At 69.1% G+C, this 17,687-nt stretch carries 15 protein-coding genes; all 15 read right to left on the bottom strand.

Annotated features, from left to right (window positions below; all coding sequences use genetic code 11):
• Nucleotides 1-5: 5 nt before the first annotated feature.
• On the bottom strand, nt 6-1,451 hold the full coding sequence (locus AC1C2T_RS14645; RefSeq protein ID WP_495385771.1) for an RsmB/NOP family class I SAM-dependent RNA methyltransferase: 1,446 nt from the start codon (nt 1,449-1,451) through the stop codon (nt 6-8).
• Entirely contained in the window at nt 1,448-2,383 is a 936-nt protein-coding gene (gene fmt, locus AC1C2T_RS14640) for a methionyl-tRNA formyltransferase (protein ID WP_495360266.1), read from the bottom strand. The genes AC1C2T_RS14645 and fmt overlap by 4 nt, the downstream gene beginning before the upstream one ends.
• Before the next feature lie 48 nt (nt 2,384-2,431).
• Complete coding sequence (locus tag AC1C2T_RS14635) at nt 2,432-2,995, bottom strand: dTDP-4-dehydrorhamnose 3,5-epimerase family protein (protein WP_495360267.1); 564 nt, start codon at nt 2,993-2,995, stop codon at nt 2,432-2,434.
• Between the two features lie 124 nt (nt 2,996-3,119).
• Entirely contained in the window at nt 3,120-5,078 is a 1,959-nt protein-coding gene (locus AC1C2T_RS14630) for a primosomal protein N' family DNA-binding protein (RefSeq protein ID WP_495385770.1), read from the bottom strand.
• A gap of 1 nt (nt 5,079) precedes the next feature.
• A complete protein-coding gene (gene metK, locus AC1C2T_RS14625) occupies nt 5,080-6,273 on the bottom strand; it encodes a methionine adenosyltransferase (protein ID WP_495360269.1) in 1,194 nt (397 codons plus the stop codon).
• Entirely contained in the window at nt 6,270-7,547 is a 1,278-nt protein-coding gene (gene coaBC, locus AC1C2T_RS14620; RefSeq protein WP_495385769.1) for a bifunctional phosphopantothenoylcysteine decarboxylase/phosphopantothenate--cysteine ligase CoaBC, read from the bottom strand. The genes metK and coaBC overlap by 4 nt, the downstream gene beginning before the upstream one ends.
• A 13-nt stretch (nt 7,548-7,560) precedes the next feature.
• A complete protein-coding gene (rpoZ, locus tag AC1C2T_RS14615) occupies nt 7,561-7,818 on the bottom strand; it encodes a DNA-directed RNA polymerase subunit omega (protein ID WP_022891987.1) in 258 nt (85 codons plus the stop codon).
• A gap of 63 nt (nt 7,819-7,881) precedes the next feature.
• Nucleotides 7,882-8,817: a guanylate kinase gene (gene gmk / locus AC1C2T_RS14610; protein ID WP_495385768.1), complete on the bottom strand. Its 936-nt coding sequence runs from the start codon at nt 8,815-8,817 to the stop codon at nt 7,882-7,884.
• Nucleotides 8,810-9,688: an orotidine-5'-phosphate decarboxylase gene (gene pyrF, locus AC1C2T_RS14605; protein WP_495385767.1), complete on the bottom strand. Its 879-nt coding sequence runs from the start codon at nt 9,686-9,688 to the stop codon at nt 8,810-8,812. The genes gmk and pyrF overlap by 8 nt, the downstream gene beginning before the upstream one ends.
• Nucleotides 9,685-12,972 carry a carbamoyl-phosphate synthase large subunit gene (gene carB / locus AC1C2T_RS14600; protein WP_495360273.1) on the bottom strand — a complete coding sequence of 1,096 codons (3,288 nt, stop codon included), beginning with the start codon at nt 12,970-12,972 and terminating at the stop codon, nt 9,685-9,687. Before carB ends, pyrF begins: the two co-directional genes overlap by 4 nt.
• Entirely contained in the window at nt 12,972-14,183 is a 1,212-nt protein-coding gene (gene carA / locus AC1C2T_RS14595) for a glutamine-hydrolyzing carbamoyl-phosphate synthase small subunit (protein WP_495385766.1), read from the bottom strand. Before carA ends, carB begins: the two co-directional genes overlap by 1 nt.
• Nucleotides 14,176-14,835, bottom strand: coding sequence for a PH-like domain-containing protein (locus tag AC1C2T_RS14590; protein WP_495385765.1), 660 nt, complete (start codon nt 14,833-14,835; stop codon nt 14,176-14,178). Before AC1C2T_RS14590 ends, carA begins: the two co-directional genes overlap by 8 nt.
• A complete protein-coding gene (locus AC1C2T_RS14585; RefSeq protein ID WP_495385764.1) occupies nt 14,828-16,168 on the bottom strand; it encodes a dihydroorotase in 1,341 nt (446 codons plus the stop codon). The genes AC1C2T_RS14590 and AC1C2T_RS14585 overlap by 8 nt, the downstream gene beginning before the upstream one ends.
• Complete coding sequence (locus tag AC1C2T_RS14580) at nt 16,168-17,118, bottom strand: aspartate carbamoyltransferase catalytic subunit (protein WP_495360277.1); 951 nt, start codon at nt 17,116-17,118, stop codon at nt 16,168-16,170. Before AC1C2T_RS14580 ends, AC1C2T_RS14585 begins: the two co-directional genes overlap by 1 nt.
• Entirely contained in the window at nt 17,118-17,663 is a 546-nt protein-coding gene (gene pyrR / locus AC1C2T_RS14575; protein WP_495385763.1) for a bifunctional pyr operon transcriptional regulator/uracil phosphoribosyltransferase PyrR, read from the bottom strand. The genes AC1C2T_RS14580 and pyrR overlap by 1 nt, the downstream gene beginning before the upstream one ends.
• Nucleotides 17,664-17,687 lie beyond the last annotated feature (24 nt).

Raw genomic sequence — 17,687 nt, 5'->3', positions numbered from 1 at the left:
CCACCCTACCGATCGGTGCCCGCCGGTGAAGGTGCGTCGTGCTGCTTCTGCACGAGGGCGATGAACATCGCGTCGGTGCCGTGCCGGTGCGGCCAGAGCTGCACCGTCTCAGCCTCGCCTGCGAGGTCGAGCGGATGCCGCGACAGCCCCTCGACCACGACACGAGTGTCGAGCTGACGAGCTGACGTGCCTGCTCGTCGAAGCGCCGCGGCGAGCGTGCCCTGCGTCTCGGCGGTATGCGGCGAGCAGGTGACGTACGCGAGGATCCCGCCGGGCGCGAGCGCGGCGAACGCGCTGTCGAACAGCTCGCCCTGGAGTTTGGTTAACTCGGCGACATCCGATGGGGCCTTGCGCCATCTCGCCTCGGGGCGGCGGCGGAGCGCGCCGAGTCCGGTACACGGTGCATCGAGCAGGATGCGATCGAAGCCGGCGGGCGCGCCGAGCACCTCGAGGTCGAGGTCACGGCCGTCGCCGACGTGAACATCGACCGAGAGCGGCACTCCGGTGATCGCCTTGCGCACGAGCTCCGCCCGAACCGGCACGGTCTCCGTCGCCGACAGCGCGGCCCCACCCGTCAGCGCCTCCGCGGCGAGCACCGCGGTCTTGCCGCCCGGGCCGGCGCAGAGGTCGAGCCAGTGCTCGCCCGCACGCACGGGCATGGCACGACTGAGCGCGAGTGCCGCGAGCTGGGAGCCCTCGTCTTGCACGCGGATGCGGCCGCCGGAGCCCTCGGCAGCGGCGATCGGGTCGTCGGCGACCGCGCCGATCGGTGAGAACCGATCGGGTTCGAATCCCTCGATGCCATCGGTGTCGACATCGAGCCCCGGCAGCACGGCGAGATTCACCCGGGGCGAGGCGTTGTCGGCGTCGAGCAGCGATTCCAGCTCATCGGCGCGACCCTCGCGCTCGAGCGCGGTGCGGAGCGCTCGCACAATCCACTCGGGATGGCTCGCCACCGCGGCGAGGCGGGCATCTTCGCCGACAGCACCCTCGGCGACGAGCTCACGCCATGTTTCGGGCGACGATCGCGAGATCGTGCGCAGCACCGCGTTCACGAACCCGGCGGCCTTCGGTGACGCCCTCCGCGCGAGCTCGACCTGCTCGTTGACGGCGGCGTGCGTGGCGACCCTGGTTGCGAGCAACTGGTGCGCGCCAAGCCGCAGCACATCGAGCACCGCTGGGTCGATGGCGCCGACGGGGCGATTCGCGGCGAGCTCGATGACGCGATCGTAGAACCCCTGCATGCGCAGCGTGCCGTAGGTCAACTCGGTCGCGAAGGCCGCGTCGGCGCGACTCAGGCCGGCACGGCGGATGCGAGCAGGCAGGAGGAGGTTCGCGTAGGCCTCATCGGTTCGCACAGCTTCGAGTACGTCGACGGCGACGAGGCGTGCGGGCGAGATCCGAGCACCGGTGCCGCCGCCGGTGCTGCGCGCCCGGCCAGTCCCACTCATCGGGCCACCCCCACGGTCTGGGCGGCGCCGCGCCACCAGTCGCCCGCGTCCATCGCCGGCTTGCCTGCGGGTTGTACCCGGCGCAGCTCGAGCGGCGTCGTGGCCGTGCCGATCAGCAGGCGTCGTGCAGCGAGGGTGATCTCGCCGGGCGCGAGCGCCGGGACATCCGCCGCATCGTCGACGCCATCGAGCCCCAGTATCTTGACTCGCTGCCCGTCGACCGTCGTCCATGCGCCCGGCTCGGGCGTCACTCCGCGGTAACGCGCTCGCACCTCCGACGCAGGGTGCGACCAGTCGAGGCGTGCGTCGTCGATCGTGAGCTTCGGCGCGAGACTCGGCTCTCCGTGCTGAGGCACGGCGCGCGCCACCCCCTCGGCGATGCCGTCGACCACACCGGCCAACAGCGCCGCCCCCGAAACGGCGAGTTCCTCGAGCAGTTCTCCGGCCGTCTCGTCACCGCCGAGCGGTCGTTCGTGCATCGCGAAGACGTCGCCCGCATCGAGATCGGGCACGAGCTGGAACACGGATGCGCCCGCGACGGTGTCCCCCGCGATGAGAGAGTGCTGCACGGGCGCGGCCCCACGCCAAGTGGGCAGGAGGGAGAAGTGCAGGTTGATCCAGCCGTGTGCGGGCGTCGAGAGAAGCGGCTCGCGTACGAGCCCGCCGTAGGCCACGATGACGCCGAGATCGGGTGCGAGCTCGACGATGCGCGCAGTCGCGTCGGCATCGAGTCGATTGGTCTCGATGAGCGGCAACTGCAGGCGTGCCGCTGCCTGCGCGACGGGCGACGGTGTCAGCACGCGCTTGCGACCGAGGGGTGCCGGCTGTCGTGTGACGACTCCGACGAGATCATGGCGGCTCGCCGAGAGGCGCTCGAGTGATGGGACGGCCGCGGCAGGAGTGCCGGCGAAGATGATGCGGAGCTTCTGCACACTCCATTGTCGCCGACGAACGAGCGGCTACGGGACCCCGGACCGAGCTCAGATTGAGATCGGCTCGACATCCCGGAGGAACGGATGAGTCTCGTCCTTGTCCGACAGAACGGCGTCACCGAGCGGGATCGGCCAGTCCACCGCGAGCTCCGGGTCGGCCAGATTCACGAAGGTGTACAACTCGTAGGCGTCGGGGGTCCAGTGTCGGTTCACGCTGTAGAGGTAGTGGAGTGCGCTCAAGCACTGATACGAGTTCGCGACACCTGCTGGAACGAAGACCGCGTTGTCCGGGCGGAGTTCAGTCGTCACGATCCTCCCGAACGTCTCCCCCGCTCTGAGGTCCACATATGCAGCGAAGGCGGTGCCGTCGATGATCGAGATGTACTTGTCCCACGGCTCGGCGTGAAACCCCCGAGTCGATGCCCGCTCATTGAAGGCGACGCTGGTCTGGACGACGTCGAACGCCGCAGGAAGCCCCGCGCCGACCAGTTTCTCGCGATGGTACTTCTCCTGAAACCATCCTCGAGAATCTTCGACACGGGTCACATCGAACACGAGCAGTCCGGGAATCTCCGTCGTCCTGCCAGTGAACTGCGTGGTCGATGAACCCATCCTCAGCGCCTCCGTGCTCGAACGTCCCAAACCCGCGAGTCGCTTGACCAACCGCGAGAACCACCCCACGATAGCGCCCCGAGGTCATGCCGATTCGACGCGCCGAACGCTGAAGACCGTGCGGCTACGGAACCTCGGGATCGTCGAAGCGCACCCGAAGCACCGACGGCCGCTTCGGCGGCCGACCCGTGACCGGCCGCCGTCGCTCCGTCGCGACCCGGATCATCTCTGCGCGCAGCGCCTTCGCGACCGCCCCGCCGGCCGAGTAGTCGAACCGCACGATCGCCCGCTCGAGTCCTTCGTCGGCGGGCACCGGACCGAGTGCATCGACGCCATCGACCGCGGCCCGTGCCGCCGTGAGCGCCTGCGCGACCAAAGCGGGCGCAGCCGTCACGCTCGCCACACGCACGGCGGGAGGGAAACGCAGCGCCCGGCGAGCCGCGAGTTCGCCGCTCGCCCACTCGGGCTGACGCCACGACGCCAGCGCGGTCGCCAGCGCTCCCGCGACCCCGACGAGGAAGACCGGCGACCCCGGCGCTGCGAGCGCCGCGGCGTTCGACCACCATCGCAGGCAGTCCTCGGCAACGCGGAGGGATTCGCGCAGCAGCATCCGCTCGCCGTCGAGGAGGAGCACCGCGCGGTAGCCGCCGTCAGCGATCGGCTCGGCACCGCGCGTCGCCACCACCAGGGCCGGTTCAGCACCCACCCTGAGCACCGGACGCTCCCCGTCGGAGAGAATGACCCTGGCAGTCGGGAATGCCCGACCGAGCTCTTCCGCCGTGCGGCTCGCCCCGACTGTGACGGCACGCAGCTTGACGCCCTCGCAGACCGGGCATCGCCACGTACTCGCACTCGTGCCGCAGAGCACGCAACGCGGGTCACCACCGCTGCGCGGCACGACCAGTGCGCCGCCGCACGCGGTGCACCGCGCCGGTTCACGGCAACGATCGCAGGCGAGCAGCGGCGCGTGGCCGGGACGAGAGACCTGCACGAGCACCGGCCCCTCACGGATCGCCTGCTGCGCCGCTCGCCAGGCGCTCGACGGGATGCGCGCCGAACCGGGGGCGGGCGCCGACTGCTGCTCGGTCGGGATGACGCGGGGTCGAACATGCTTGACGGCAGGCACCTCCCGCGCCCAACCGATCTCGACGAGACGCTCGACCTCGACGCTGCGCGTGTGACCGAGGAACACGAGCGCCGCGCCCGACTGCTCCTGCCGGATGAGCGCAGCATCGCGCGGGTGCACGCCGGGTGAGAGCTGCTCGTTCTGCAGCGAGTCGCCGTCGTCCCACATGGCGATGAGGCCGAGCCTGGTCGCGGGAGCGTAGACGGTCGAACGGTTGCCGATGATGACGCGGGCCTCGGGCGCGGTCGCGTCGAGGAAGGCACGGAAGCGCTCACCGCCCGTCTGACGCGCATCGGTGCGCAGCACGCGTCGAGGGTCGACGCGATCGGCCAGGGCGGCCTGAAGCTGCTCCTGATCCCGGTAGTCGGGCACGATGATGAGACTCGAGCGATCGGCGGCGAGCGTATGAGCGGCCGCGGCCGCGAGCGTCGCGGCCCACGCACCGACCCACTCCCCCGAGCCGAGCCGTACCGGCCGAGGGTCCGCGGCCAGCGACATCCGCTCGCCCGCGTCGATGCCGGTCTCGAGACGGCCTGCCTCATAGCCGGGAATCGCCGCCGGCGGGGCCGGCAGCTCGCCTGGGTCGGGTTCTGCTGCACGCCACGCCCGCTCGGCCCGCACATAGCGGCTGGGAATTGCCAACCGCAGGATGTCGCCGGCGTTGCCGGCAGCGCGATCTGAGGCCGCGCGGGCCAGCGCCCACACCTCGGGCATGAGCAACGGCACCTCGGAGACGACGTCTTCGAGCTCGCTCAGCCGCCCCGCGAACTCACTCGTCTCTGCGACCTCGACGAGCCAGCCGTTCGCGATGCGCCCACCCGACCGCAATGGAACCCGAACTCGTACCCCCGCGACGGCCGCCTCGCGGAGCCGCTCGGGCACCGCGTAGTCGAAGAGCTGGTCGAGTTGAGGCAGTGGCGAGTCGACGAGCACACGGGCGACGGAGCCGCCTGCCACGTCAGATCCTGGCTGCGGTGCGGAGATCGTCGACGCGATCGAGGCGCTCCCATGTGAAATCGGGCAGCTCCCGGCCGAAGTGGCCGTAGCTCGCGGTCTGCGCGTAGATCGGCCGGAGCAGATCGAGGTCGCGGATGATCGCCGCAGGACGCAGGTCGAACACCTCACGGATCGCGGCGATGATCTGCTCGTCAGGCAGCTTTCCTGTGCCGAAGGTCTCGACGTAGAGCCCCACGGGCGCTGCCTTGCCGATGGCGTACGCGACCTGCAGTTCGAGCCGGTCGGCGAGCCCTGCGGCGACCGCGTTCTTGGCGACCCAGCGCATTGCGTATGCCGCCGAACGGTCGACCTTCGAAGGGTCCTTTCCACTGAAGGCGCCGCCGCCATGCCGGCTCGCGCCGCCGTAGGTATCGATGATGATCTTGCGCCCGGTCAGCCCGGCGTCGCCCTGCGGCCCGCCGATCTCGAAGCGGCCCGTGGGGTTGATGAGCACGTCGAGCTCTGGGCGCATGAGTTCGACCGTGTCGAGCACCGGGCGGATCACGAGCTCTTCGACCTCGACCCGGAGCTGCTCGGTCGAGACGGCACGAGTGTGCTGCGTGGAGAGCACTACAGTCTCGATCGTCTTGGGCACCTGCCCGTCGTAGCCGACCGTGACCTGGGTCTTGCCGTCGGGGCGAAGGTACTCGAGTTCGCCGTTCTTACGTACGGCCGCAAGTCGCTCGGCGAGTCGATGCGCGAGCCAGATCGGCACCGGCATGAGTTCTGGAGTCTCACGCGTGGCGTAGCCGAACATGATGCCCTGGTCGCCGGCGCCCTGTTGGTCGAGCGCGTCGTCGCTGTCTCGTTCACGGGACTCGAACGCGTGGTCGACGCCCTGGGCGATGTCGGGTGACTGACCCCCGATCGACACCGAGACTCCGCAGGAGCGGCCGTCGAACCACGCGTCGGATGAGTCGTAACCGATCGACGTGACGCGCTCGCGCACGATCGCCGGGATCTCGACGTAACCGCGCGTCGTGACCTCGCCCGCGACATGCACGAGGCCCGTGGTCACGAGGGTTTCGACCGCAACTCGGCTCGTCGGGTCTTGACGCAGGAGCGCGTCGAGTATCGAATCGGAGATCTGGTCGCAGAGCTTGTCGGGGTGCCCCTCGGTGACGGACTCGGACGTGAAGAGGCGGAGTGCGCTCATACGGGATCGGATTCCTTCGTGGTCGTCGCGGCACGCGCCGCAGTCGTCAGTTCCGAGACAACCACGTCGAGGATGTCATGCGCCACCGACAATTTCGTTCCGTGCGCTCGCGTGACGACGACGCCGTCGGTGCCGATGACGACGACCTGGTTCTCGTCGCTCGCGAAACCCTCGTTCCAGCCGACCCGATTCACGACGAGCAGGTCTGCGCCCTTCGCATCGCGCTTGGCTCGGCCGAGCGCGAGCAATCGTTCGTCGTCGACCTCGGTCTCGGCCGCGAAGCCGACGAGCAGGGTGCCGTCATGCGGTGCATGACCGAGGCCCGCGAGGATGTCGGGGTTGCGCACGAGTTCGATCGTGAGCCCGTCGTCGCTCTGGTCTTTCTTGATCTTCGCTTCGCTCACCGTCGCGGGACGGTAGTCGGCCACGGCCGCAGCCATCACGACGACATCGGCGCCCGATGTCGCCTCGGTCACCGCGCGCTGCAGTTCGAGCGCGGTCGAGACACGGCGGATGTCGCAGCCGTCGGGTTCGGCGACCTCGAGGTTCGCCGCGATGAGCGTGACGCGCGCGCCCCGCGCCCGCGCTGCCTCGGCGATCGCGGTTCCCTGCTTGCCACTCGAACGGTTGCCGAGGAACCGCACGGGATCGAGCGGTTCGCGCGTGCCGCCGGCGGTGACGACGACGTGCAGTCCCGAGAGGTCACTGCGTTCGGCGGATGCCGCGGCCGCGCCGCTCTCGCCGAGCGCACGCTCGAGTGCCGCGCGCACGATTTCACCGGGCTCCTCCATGCGACCCGGCCCGCTGTCGGTTCCGGTGAGCTGGCCGACCGCCGGACCGACGATCGTGACGCCGCGGGCACGCAGCGTCGCGATGTTCGCCTGGGTGGCGGGGTGACGCCACATCTCGGTGTGCATGGCAGGCGCAATGACGACGGGCGCCTCGCTTGCGAGCACCGAGTTGCCGAGCAGGTCGTCGGCAAGGCCCGCTGCGAGTTTCGCGATCGAATTCGCCGTCGCCGGAGCGATGACGATGAGGTCGGCCGCCTGACCGATGGCGACGTGCCGCACCTCGGAGACGCCCTCGTACAGCTCGGTGTGCACAGGGTTGCGCGAGATCGCCTCGAGGGTGGGCTTGCCGACGAAGCGCAGTGCGCCTTCGGTCGGCACGACGTGCACGTCATGCCCCGCGAGCACGAGCGCGCGAACGACGCCGACGGCTTTATATGCGGCGATGCCGCCCGTGATGCCGACGACGATGTTGAGCCGAGTCATCCGGCCCTCCGGATCACTCGGCGATCGGGCGGAGCCGGAGCTTGTCTTCGTTGATCTCGTGCAGCGCGACCGAGAGGGGCTTGTCGTCGATCGACGAATCGACGAGCGGGCCCACGTTGTCGAAGAGGCTTCCTTCGTGCAGGTCGGCGTAGTAGTCGTTGATCTGACGTGCACGCTTCGACGCGAAGATGACGAGCTGGTACTTCGAGTCGACCTTGGAGAGCAGGTCGTCGATGGGCGGATCGATGATGCCGGACAGCTTCTCAGCCATGAAATGACTCCTTGATCGTGGGGTGCACACCCGCAGTGCGCGGAAAGTCGTGGCGAGGGCAGCTCAACGCCGACCCTTGCGAGATCTCATCAAGTCTACGACCTCTTGCGCGGCTTCGGCGACGTCGTGGTTGACGACCTGGTAATCGAACTCGTCGACCGCGGCCAGTTCAACCCTCGCTGTCTCGAGTCTGCGCTGCTGTTCGGCCGGGCTTTCAGTGCCCCGACCGACGAGCCGTCGCACGAGTTCGTCCCAGCTCGGCGGGAGCAGGAAGACGAGGGTCGCCTCGGGCGCAGCCCGTCGAACCGACCGGGCTCCCTGGATGTCGATCTCGAGCAGCACGCTGTTGCCGGCGGCGATGGCCTCTTCGACTGCCTTGCGAGGTGTGCCGTAGCGGGATGCGTTGTGGACCGTGGCCCACTCGAGCAACTCGCCGCCCTCGACCATCCGATCGAATTCGGCATCGTCGACGAAGAAGTAGCTTTCGCCCTCGACTTCGCCGGGTCGGGGCTTTCGGGTCGTCGCCGACACCGAGAGTCGCACGTCGGGGTGATGACGACGGATGTATTCGGCCACAGTGCCTTTGCCCACCGCCGTGGGACCGGCGAGCACGACGAGCCGGTCGCCGGTGCCGCCGTGCGCGGCGACCCAATCGGCGAGGAACTCCCGCAGACGACGCCGCTGCAGCCGGCCGAGACCGCCCAGACGCTTCGACGTGGAGATCTCGAGTTCCTCCATGATGCGTGCCGACTTCGTCTGGCCGATCGCAGGGATGGAAGTCAGGAACTCGGTCACCCGCAGTCGCCCCTCGACCCCGTCGGGTGACTCGAATGCCTCACGCAGCACGTCGAGTGGACTCCGCGAGCCGGCCGCGATCGCGGACTTGACCGTGGCCCGCGCACGACGCGCAGCCACGGCGGCGCGGGATGCCGCGACCCGGTCGACCTCGGGCGGAGCCTGCCGCGTCGCGGCGGCGGCGGCGGTTTCATGCTCAGACACTCGCGGCCCCCACTTCGTCGACGCGACGGGTGATCGCCTCTGCGAGGCCGTCGGGCCCGGCGCTGAGAATCGACCGTGATTCGCTGACGATGACGCCGGCGGCGAGCGATCCGTAGATCGCCCGGAGGTCGGAGAGCTCTGCCCCCTGATATCCGAAGCCCGGCGCCAGCACCGGCAAGCCGGGTCTCGGCGGGTCGGCATCGAGATCGATGCCGAACGTGCGGGGGTCGACGGTCGCTCCGAGCACCACGCCCACCGAGCCGAGCGGCCGGCTCGTGGCATCCGCTCGCCCCTGGTTCCAGCCGATGACGCCGGAGGTGATGGCCTGCGCGACCGTGAAGCCCTCGCGGCTCGATTGCTGCAGCACCGCCCGCTGGATGGCCGCCGCCTCGGGGTTGGAGGTCGCGGCGAGCACGAAGACGCCCTTGCCTGCCGACTCGGCTGCGGTCAGGACGCCCTCGAGCGAACCGAGGCCCTGGTAGGCGCTGACGGTCATCGCATCGGCCTCGAGGCTCGATCCGGGTCGCAGCCACGCCTGGCCGTACGCCTCGACACTCGTGTCGAGATCGCCGCGCTTCACGTCGGCGATGATGAGCACCCCGGCGTCGCGCGCCTCAGCAAGCACCCGCTCGAGCGCCGCGTACCCCGCTGCACCGTGTCGTTCGAAGAACGCCACTTGCGGCTTCACGATGCCCACGCGACCGGAAGCGGCCTCGACCACGCGCAAGCCGAACTCCCGCACTCCCTCGGCCGAGTCGGGCAGGCCCCACGCGTCGAGGAGTGAGGCGTGCGGGTCGATGCCGACGCACAGCTTGCCGTACGCGGCGAAGACGGCTTTGAGCCGTTCGCCGAAAAGCGGCTGGCCGCTCATGCGTTCGCCTCCCGTCGGAGCTGGTATTCCTGCAGGCTCGTGACCTCGAAGCCCTCGCGCTGCACGTCGAGCGACGCGACCGCCGCCGAGAGCTCGGCGATGGTCGTGAACAGCGGGATGTCGGCGGCGACGGCCGCCGCGCGGATCTCATAGCCATCGGCGCGCGACGAACGCCCGCTCGGGGTGTTCACCACCACGTCGACCTCGCCGCGGTGGATGAGCTCGACCACGGAAGCCGCGTCTTCGCTCGTCTTCTCGCTGAATTTCAGCACCTCCTGCGCCCGGATGCCGTTGCGCCGCAGTACCTCGGCGGTGCCCTCGGTTGCTGCGATGTCATAACCGAGTTGCTGCAGGCGGAGCACGGGGAGGATGATCGAACGCTTGTCGCGGTCGGAGACCGAGACGAAGACCGTGCCCGACGTCGGCATTCCGCCGTACGCGGCGAGCTGGCTCTTCGCGAACGCAGTCGGGAAGTCCTTGTCGATGCCCATGACCTCGCCGGTCGAACGCATCTCGGGCCCGAGCACGGAGTCGACCATGATGCCTTCGCGGGTGCGGAAGCGGTGGAACGGCAGCACAGCCTCCTTCACTGCGACCGGCGCATCGAGCGGCACGCGCGAGCCGTCGGATGCCGGCAGCATGCCCTCTTCGATGAGCTCGGCGACGGTCGCGCCGACCATGATGCGCGAAGCCGCCTTCGCGAGCGGGATACCGAGCGCCTTGGAGACGAACGGGACGGTGCGGCTCGCTCGCGGGTTGGCCTCGAGCACGTAGAGCACGCCGGCGCCGATCGCGAACTGCACGTTGAGCAGGCCCCGCACCCCGATACCCTCGGCGATGGCGCGCGTCGCCACGCGCACGCGGTCGACCTCTGCACGCCCGAGGGTCACGGGCGGCAGGGTGCAGCTCGAGTCGCCGGAGTGGATGCCGGCCTCCTCGATGTGCTCCATGACGCCGCCGATGTACAGGTCGGTGCCGTCGTAGAGTGCGTCGACGTCGATCTCGATCGCGTCGTCGAGGAACCGGTCGACGAGCAGCGGATGACTCGGGCCGACGATGCCCTGGCCCTCGATGCGGTCGAAGTAGTCGGCGAGTGAGGGCGAGTCGTAGACGATCTCCATGCCACGCCCGCCGAGCACGTAGCTCGGGCGCACGAGCACGGGGTAGCCGATGCCCTCTGCGACCTGCACCGCGCCGGCGACGTCGAGGGCCGTGCCGTTCTTCGGCGCGAGCAGCCCGGCCGCATCGAGGATGCCGGAGAAGCGGCCGCGCTCTTCGGCGAGGTCGATCGCGTCGGGGGTCGTGCCGAGGATCGGGATGCCCGCAGCCTCGAGGCCCTTCGCGAGACCGAGCGCCGTCTGGCCGCCCAGTTGCACGACGACCCCGACGAGTTCACCGGACTGCGACTCGGCGTGGATGACCTCGAGCACGTCTTCGAGGGTGAGCGGCTCGAAGTAGAGCCGGTCGCTCGTGTCGTAGTCGGTCGAGACCGTCTCTGGGTTGCAGTTGATCATGATCGTCTCGAAGCCAGCCGCCGAGAGGGCGAACGAGGCGTGCACGCAGGAGTAGTCGAACTCGACGCCCTGGCCGATGCGGTTCGGGCCGGAACCGAGGATCACGACCTTCTTGCGATCGCTCGGTTCGACCTCGGTCTCCTGGTCGTAGCTCGAGTAGTGGTAGGGCGTGAGCGCCGGGAACTCCCCCGCGCAGGTGTCGACGGTCTTGTACACCGGCCGGATGCCGAGGATGTGCCGCACCTCGCGGGCGTCGGTCTCGCCGAAGCCGCGGAGCTGTCCGATCTGCGCGTCGGAGAACCCGTGGTTCTTCGCGAGCAGCAGGAGTTCGGTGTCGAGGTTCTCAGCTGCTGCGATCGTCTCTGCGACCTCGTTGATGAGCACGATCTGGTCGAGGAACCAGGGGTCGATCTTCGTCGACTCGAAGAGCTGCTCGAGGGTGGCGCCCTTGCGAAGCGCCTGCTGCACGAGCACGATGCGACCGTCGGTCGGGGTGCCGGATGCCTCGACGAGCTCGTCGGCCGTGCGGGCCTCGTCTCCCCAGTGGAACGAAGAACCGCGCTTCTCGAGCGAGCGGAGCGCCTTCTGCAGCGCCGTCGCGTAGTTGCGGCCGATCGCCATGGCCTCGCCGACCGACTTCATGGTCGTCGTGAGCGTCGGGTCGGCGGCCGGGAACTTCTCGAACGCGAACCGGGGCACCTTCACGACGACGTAGTCGAGTGTCGGCTCGAAGCTCGCGGGCGTGACCCGCGTGATGTCGTTGGGAATCTCGTCGAGACGGTAGCCGATCGCGAGCTTCGCGGCGATCTTGGCGATCGGGAAGCCGGTCGCCTTCGAAGCCAGCGCACTCGAACGCGACACACGGGGATTCATCTCGATGACGATGATGCGTCCGTCTGCGGGGTCGATCGCGAACTGGATGTTGCAGCCCCCGGTGTCGACGCCCACTGCCCGGATGATGTCGATGGCGATGTCGCGGAGCTTCTGGTACTCGCGATCGGTCAGCGTGAGTGCCGGCGCGACCGTGATCGAGTCGCCCGTGTGCACGCCGACAGGGTCGACGTTCTCGATCGAGCAGACGACGACCGTGTTGTCGGCCGTGTCGCGCATGAGTTCGAGTTCGTATTCCTTCCACCCGAGGATCGACTCCTCGAGGAGCACCTCGCTCGTGGGCGAATCATGCAGGCCTTGCGTGACGATGCGCACGAGGTCTTCCTCGGTGTGGGCGAAGCCGGATCCGAGACCGCCCATCGTGAACGACGGGCGCACGACGAGCGGGTAGCCGAGATCGAGGGCGAACTCCTTCGCCTGCTCGAGCGTCTTCACGACGTGCGAGCGCGCGACCTCGGCGCCGATCTCGATCACGAGGTCTTTGAAGAGCTGGCGGTCTTCACCCTTGCGGATGGCGTCGACCTTGGCGCCGATGAGTTCGACGCCGTGCTTCTCGAGGATGCCGGCGTCGTGCAACGCGATCGCTGCGTTCAACGCCGTCTGCCCGCCGAGCGTCGGCAGTACCGCGTCGGGCTTCTCCTTGATGATGATCGACTCGATGATCTCGGGCGTGATCGGCTCGATGTAGGTCGCGTCGGCGAAGTCGGGGTCGGTCATGATCGTCGCCGGGTTGGGGTTGACGAGGATGACCCGCACGCCCTCCGCCCGGAGCACACGGCACGCCTGGGTGCCCGAATAGTCGAACTCGGCGGCCTGGCCGATGACGATCGGACCCGATCCGATGACGAGGACGCTGTTGATGTCGTCGCGCTTGGGCATCAGTTGCCTGCCTCCTGGCTGGTCTCGGTGGTTGGCGACTCGCCCTGATCCTGCGGCCTGCCCGGAGCTTGTCGAAGGGTGACCATGTCGCGGAATCGATCGAAGAGGTAGTTCGCGTCGTGCGGGCCGGCCGCGGACTCGGGATGGTATTGCACGCTGAACGCGGGGATGTCGAGGCAGTTCAATCCCTCGACGACGTTGTCGTTGAGGCCGTAGTGGCTCACTTCGACGCGGCCGAAGCCTTCGCTGGACTCGCTCACCCGGTCGATCGGCGCGTCCACTGCGAAACCGTGGTTGTGCGCCGTGATCTCGACGCGACCGGTGGCCTTGTCGAGCACGGGCTGGTTGATGCCGCGGTGGCCGAACGGCAGCTTGTACGTGCCGAAGCCGAGGGCCCGGCCGAGCAGCTGGTTGCCGAAGCAGATGCCGAAGTAGGGCAGCCCTTCACGCAGCGTGGTGCGCAGCAGTTCGACATGGCGGTCGGACGCCGCGGGGTCGCCCGGACCGTTGGAGAAGAACAGTGCGTCGGGGGCGAGGGCGAGCACTTCTTCAGCAGTGATCGACTGCGGCACGACGTGCACCTCGAAGCCGCGCTCGGCGAGGTACTTCAGGGTCGATGTCTTGACGCCGAGGTCGAGCACCGCGACCGATCCGACCCGCTCGCCCTCGGCGGGCAGCGTGTAGGCCTCCGTGGTCGAGACCGCGCTCGACAGGTTCGCGCCGACCATGGCCGACGCGCCTTGCACGAGGTCGAGCTGCTCCCCAGGGGTCAGCAGCGCGTCGTCGCCCGAGAAGACGCCTGCACGCATGGCACCCGCGGAGCGGAGATGGCGAGTAAGCGCTCGGGTGTCGATGCCGCTGATGCCGACGACGCCCGCGGCCGTGAGATCGTCGTCGAGACTCCGCTGCGAGCGGAAGTTCGACACGACCCGTGACGGGTCGCGCACGATGAACCCCGCCACCCAGATGCGGCCGGACTCCATGTCTTCGTCGTTCATGCCCGTGTTGCCGATATGCGGCGCGGTCATCATCACGATCTGGCCCGCGTAAGACGGGTCGGTGAGGGTCTCCTGATAGCCGGTCATGCCGGTGGCGAAGACCGCCTCGCCGAGCGTGCGGCCGCGCGCGCCGTAGGCGCGCCCGTCGTAGCGGCGTCCGTCTTCGAGGACGAGCACGGCGGTGTCGCTCGTGCCTGCTGGGGTCTCAGTCATTCGAGGCCTCACTCTCCTGCTCTGGCCGCGGCGCGACTGGCGCTGCGGCGATGTCCTCTGACCGAAGCGCGGCTGGCGCTGCGGCGATGTCCTCTGACCGAAGCGCGGCTGGCGCTGCGGCGATGTCCTCTGACCGCGGCGCGGCTGGCGCTGCGGCGATGTCGTTGACGGCCTGGATGATTCTGGCCGGGTCGCCCGGATACCGGGCGCGCACGTAACTGTCGACGCGAGGTTCGGCCTCGGCCGGGCCTCGCTCCTGGGCGATCCAGGTGAGGGCGATGAGACCCTCGGGCTCGACGCCGCGGTCGATCGCGTAGCTCGCGAGTTCGGCGCCGACCAGCCGGTCGGCCGGGACGAAGGTCGTCGACTCCCCCGCGATGCGGAGGATGATCCCTTCGGGGAGCACTTCGATGCGGGCAGAGCCGCGGAACGCGAGACCGTGCACGGCGAGACGCTCGAGCGGCTCGCCGACAGGTGTCGTCGCGACGTAGAGCACCTCGGTCTCGAGCACGGGCGTACCGCGCGTCGCCGGCTCGGGATACGACCCGAGGGTCTCGTCGCGCACGGTACGGCGCTTCCAGGAGCGGTACATCAGCCAGCCGGCGACACCGACGATGACGACCGCGACCACGATGCCCATCCACTTATCCATGCTGGACCTCCCGCGCCACCGCGAGCCGGGCGATCTCGTCGTGTGGGCGCACCTCGCCGTCGAGGAACGTCGGGTAGCCGCCGTGGAAGGTCGCGACGACGCGGCCGGGCAGGCTCCGCCCGAGGTACGGCGAGTTCGTGCTGCGGCCGGCGAGGCGGTCGAGGTCGAATACGGATGCCGCGGCGGGGTCGTACAGCGTCAGCTCAGGTGCGGCCCCGACGGCGATCGACTCACCGTGCCCGCGGAGTCGGCCGATTCGTGCAGGGGCGGCCGACATCACGCGCGCGACATCCGCCCAGCCCATGAGCCCCGTCTCGACGACGGCGGCGTGCACGACCGCGAGCGCCGACTCGAGACCGACCATGCCGTTCGCCGCAGCCTGCCATTCGCTCTCTTTCGCCTCGACCGGATGCGGGGCATGGTCGGTCGCGACGATGTCGATCGTGCCGTCGGCCAGTGCCGCGCGCAGCGCCTCGACGTCTTCAGGGCGGCGCAACGGTGGGTTGACCTTGAAGCGGGGGTCGTAACCGGCGATGAGTTCCTCGGTGAGGAGGAGGTGGTGGGGGGTCACCTCGGCGGTCACGTCGATGCCACGGGCCTTCGCCCAGCGGATCACCTCGACGGAACCGGCGGTCGAGACGTGGCAGACGTGCAGCCGCGACCCGACGCGCTCGGCGAGGAGCACATCGCGGGCGATGATCGACTCCTCGGCGACGGCCGGCCAGCCGGCGAGGCCGAGTTCGCCCGAGAGCGCCCCCTCGTTCATCTGAGCGCCCTCCGTCAGGCGCGGCTCCTGCGCGTGCTGGGCGATGACGCCGTCGAAGGCCTTCACGTACTCGAGGGCGCGGCGCATGAGCAGCGGGTCGGAGACGCAGAAGCCGTCGTCGGAGAAGACGCGCACATTCGCACGAGAACGGGCCATCGCGCCGAGCTCGGCGAGTTGTTCGCCCTTGAGCCCCACGGTCACCGCACCGATCGGCTGCACGGTGGCGTAGCCGGCGGCCCGGCCGAGACTGGCCTCCTGCTCGACGACCCCGGCCGTGTCTGCCACGGGGAAGGTGTTCGCCATCGCGAACACGGCGGTGAACCCGCCGGCCGCAGCGGCCTGGGTGCCTGTGAGCACCGTCTCGCTCTGTTCGTAGCCCGGCTCGCGCAGGTGCGTGTGCAGGTCGACGAGGCCGGGAAGGGCGACGAGCCCTTCGGCGTCGATCACCGTTGCGCCCGCGGCATCCGCAATCCGACCGACCTCGGCGATGATGCCGCCATCGAGGAGGATGTCGGCGCGTTCGCCGTCGGGCAGACTGGCGCCCGTGATCAGGAAACGCTCGTTCATCAGGCATCCCCCCGATCGCCGGACAGCAAAAGGTACAGGGCGGCCATTCTCACTGAAACTCCGTTCGCAACCTGCTCGCGCACCGTCGACTGCGGGGAGTCGGCTGCACGAGCGGCGATCTCCAGCCCACGATTCATCGGGCCGGGATGCATGACCATCGTACTGGGGGGCAGTGCGTCGAACCTGGCGTCGTCGAGGCCCCAGGTTCGCGCGTACTCGCGACTGTTCGGAAAGAACGCCGCGTGCATGCGCTCTGCCTGAATACGAAGCATCATGACGACGTCGGGCGTGCCTCGCAGCGCCGCGTCGAGGTCGTACCCGACACGAGCGGGCCAGGCCGTCGTATCGACGGGCACGAGCGTCGGCGGAGCGACGAGCTCGACCTCGGCACCGAGGGTCGCGAGGAGCCAGACGTTCGACCGTGCGACACGCGAATGCAGGATGTCGCCCACGATGACGACGCGAACTCCGTCGAGCGCCCGCCCACGCGAAGCGCTGCCGTGGAGGCGCCGGCGCATCGTGAACGCGTCGAGCAGCGCTTGGGTGGGGTGCTCGTGGGTTCCATCGCCGGCGTTCACGACGCCGGCGTCGATCCATCCGCTCGTCGCGAGCGTGTACGGCGCACCCGAAGCATGGTGGCGGATGACGACGCCGTCGGCGCCCATCGCCTGCAGGGTCTGCGCCGTGTCCTTCAGGCTCTCGCCCTTCGAGACGCTCGAGCCCTTCGCGCCGAAATTGATGACGTCTGCGGAGAGCCGTTTCGCGGCCGCTTCGAACGAGATGCGGGTGCGCGTGGAGTCCTCGAAGAAGAGGTTCACGACCGTCTTGCCGCGCAACGTCGGCAGCTTCTTGACCTCGCGCTCCTGCACTGCGGCCATGTCTTCGGCGATGTCGAGCAGCTCGATCGCCTGCTCGCGCGACAACTCGCGGGTGCTCAGCAGGTGACGCATCACTCCTCGCCCTCGTCGATCGTCACGCCGTCTTCGCCGTCGATCTCGGCGAGGCGCACGTTGATGCGCTCTCGGGTCGAACTCGGCAGGTTCTTGCCGACGAAGTCGGCACGGATCGGGAACTCGCGGTGACCGCGGTCGACGAGCACCGCGAGCCGCACCGCGCGAGCACGGCCGAGGTCGCTCAGGGCGTCGAACGCTGCGCGGATCGTGCGGCCCGAGTACAGCACGTCGTCGACGAGCACGACCGTCTTGCCGTCGATTCCGCCCGGTGGCAGCTCGGTCGGCTGCGGCGTGCGCGTGCGGGTGCGCGTGAGATCGTCGCGGTACATCGTCACGTCGAGCGCCCCGGCGGGCGCCGGCGGAGCGTGCGGTTCGATGCGGGCGATCGTCTCGGCGATTCGACGGGCGAGGAACACGCCCCTGGTGGGGATGCCGAGGATGACGAGATCGGAGCTACCACGATTGGACTCGAGGATCTCGTGCGAGATGCGGGTCAGCGCCCGCGAGATGTCAGCTTGACTCAGCACAGCACGTGCCATCAAACGACTCCCTTCTCCGCCTCACAG

The organism is Agromyces sp. Y558 (genome assembly GCF_059445415.1).
The sequence above is the reverse complement of the archived record's forward strand: the minus strand, read 5'-3'. Positions and strand labels throughout refer to the sequence as shown.

Bases quoted from the DNA above. Each gene is read 5' to 3' on its own strand.
- AC1C2T_RS14645 (WP_495385771.1), bottom strand. From the start codon at position 1,451: ATGAGTGGGACTGGCCGGGCGCGCAGCACCGGCGGCGGCACCGGTGCT.
- AC1C2T_RS14635 (WP_495360267.1), bottom strand. From the start codon at position 2,995: ATGGGTTCATCGACCACGCAGTTCACTGGCAGGACGACGGAGATTCCC.
- metK (WP_495360269.1), bottom strand. From the start codon at position 6,273: ATGAGCGCACTCCGCCTCTTCACGTCCGAGTCCGTCACCGAGGGGCAC.
- coaBC (WP_495385769.1), bottom strand. From the start codon at position 7,547: ATGACTCGGCTCAACATCGTCGTCGGCATCACGGGCGGCATCGCCGCA.
- rpoZ (WP_022891987.1), bottom strand. From the start codon at position 7,818: ATGGCTGAGAAGCTGTCCGGCATCATCGATCCGCCCATCGACGACCTG.
- pyrF (WP_495385767.1), bottom strand. From the start codon at position 9,688: ATGAGCGGCCAGCCGCTTTTCGGCGAACGGCTCAAAGCCGTCTTCGCC.
- carB (WP_495360273.1), bottom strand. From the start codon at position 12,972: ATGCCCAAGCGCGACGACATCAACAGCGTCCTCGTCATCGGATCGGGT.
- carA (WP_495385766.1), bottom strand. From the start codon at position 14,183: ATGACTGAGACCCCAGCAGGCACGAGCGACACCGCCGTGCTCGTCCTC.
- AC1C2T_RS14590 (WP_495385765.1), bottom strand. From the start codon at position 14,835: ATGGATAAGTGGATGGGCATCGTGGTCGCGGTCGTCATCGTCGGTGTC.
- AC1C2T_RS14585 (WP_495385764.1), bottom strand. From the start codon at position 16,168: ATGAACGAGCGTTTCCTGATCACGGGCGCCAGTCTGCCCGACGGCGAA.
- AC1C2T_RS14580 (WP_495360277.1), bottom strand. From the start codon at position 17,118: ATGCGTCACCTGCTGAGCACCCGCGAGTTGTCGCGCGAGCAGGCGATC.